Source organism: Microbacterium sp. SD291, assembly GCF_017355365.1.
In the GTDB taxonomy this organism is placed as follows: Bacteria; Actinomycetota; Actinomycetes; order Actinomycetales; family Microbacteriaceae; genus Microbacterium.
In genome coordinates this window covers 1-1281 of record NZ_JADIJR010000073.1, presented here as the reverse complement: position 1 = coordinate 1281, position 1281 = coordinate 1, and the positions used below count along the sequence as shown (strand labels likewise).

Below are 1281 nucleotides of genomic sequence, written 5' to 3'. Positions count from 1 at the left end.
CGGGGTCTGCTGAAGGTTCGGTTGAGTCCATGACCGCATGATTCCCGGGGTGGGATCGTGCTGGAAGGATGGCAATCGTGCCGAAGATCTATTCCGATGAGTTCAAGCGGGACGCTGTGGCGATGGTCGCTGCGGGCTCGTCGCAGAAGAAGGTGTGCAGAGACCTTGGCATCTCGAAGACCGCGCTGCAGACGTGGGTGAGAGATGACCGGTTCCGCTCGCATGGGATGACACCATCGGCCGATCCCGACGAGCGCCGCGAGATGACGGCGGCGCTGCGAAGGATCCGGGAGCTGGAGATGGAGAACGAGGTGCTCCGACGTGCTGCGGCGTATCTGTCTCAGGCGCATATCCTGCCCCCAAAATGATCTACCCGCTCGTCCGTGAGATGGCCGCGGCCGACGCCCTTGTGAGGGTGCCGGTCGCGGTGGCGAGCAGGGTGCTGGGGTTCACCGAGCAGGCGTATTACAAGTGGGTGAAGCAGCCCGTCAGCGCGCGTGAGATCGAGGAGGCGCATCTGATCGGGGTGCTCCGCGAACTGCACGAGGACGATCCCGAGGGCGGATACCGGGTCCTCTCCGACGACATCGCCGACCTCGGCTACCAGCTCAGCGAGCGGCGCGTGTGGCGGCTGTGTCACGTCGCGGGGATCAGATCAACGATCACGACTCGTAAGCGCCGATACAAGAAAGCGGGCCCGCCCGTGCATGACGATCTCGTCAACCGCGACTTCACGGCCGAGGGGCCGAACCAGCTGTGGCTGACGGATATAACGGAGCATTGGACGGCGGAAGGCAAGCTGTATCTCTGCGCGATCAAGGACGTGTGGAACAACAAGATCGTCGGCTACTCGATTGACTCTCGAATGAAGGCCCGTCTGGCTGTGAACGCGCTGGAGATGGCCGTCACACACCAGGGCAACCCGGCAGGCGTCGTGGTGCACTCCGATCGCGGATCCCAGTTCAGATCCAGAAAATTCCGTAAGGCACTGAAGCGCCACAGCCTGATCGGATCGATGGGCAGAGTCGGCGCGTGTGGTGACAACGCGGCTATGGAGAGCTTCTTCAGCCTGCTGCAGAAGAACGTCCTCGACCGCCAGCGCTGGAACACTCGACTCGAGCTGCGTCTCGCGATCGTGCAGTGGATCGAGGGGATCTATCACCGCAAGAGGCGGCAACGCCGACTCGGGAAACTGACACCCATCGAGTTCGAGACCATAATGAAAGACGCCGTCACCCTGGCGGCATAAACCCCAGACTCAACCAAAGCCTCAGCAGACCC

At 62.3% G+C, this 1281-nt stretch carries 1 protein-coding gene; it reads left to right on the top strand.

All coding sequences use genetic code 11. The features are described from left to right. The first annotated feature begins 77 nt into the window (after nucleotides 1-77). Nucleotides 78-1249 (top strand): IS3 family transposase gene (locus IPV10_RS16815; RefSeq protein ID WP_207485815.1). Its coding sequence is split into 2 segments (ribosomal slippage): nucleotides 78-354 and nucleotides 354-1249, totalling 1173 coding nucleotides; the frame shifts between segments, so codons are not numbered across the junction. The last annotated feature ends 32 nt before the right edge of the window (nucleotides 1250-1281 follow it).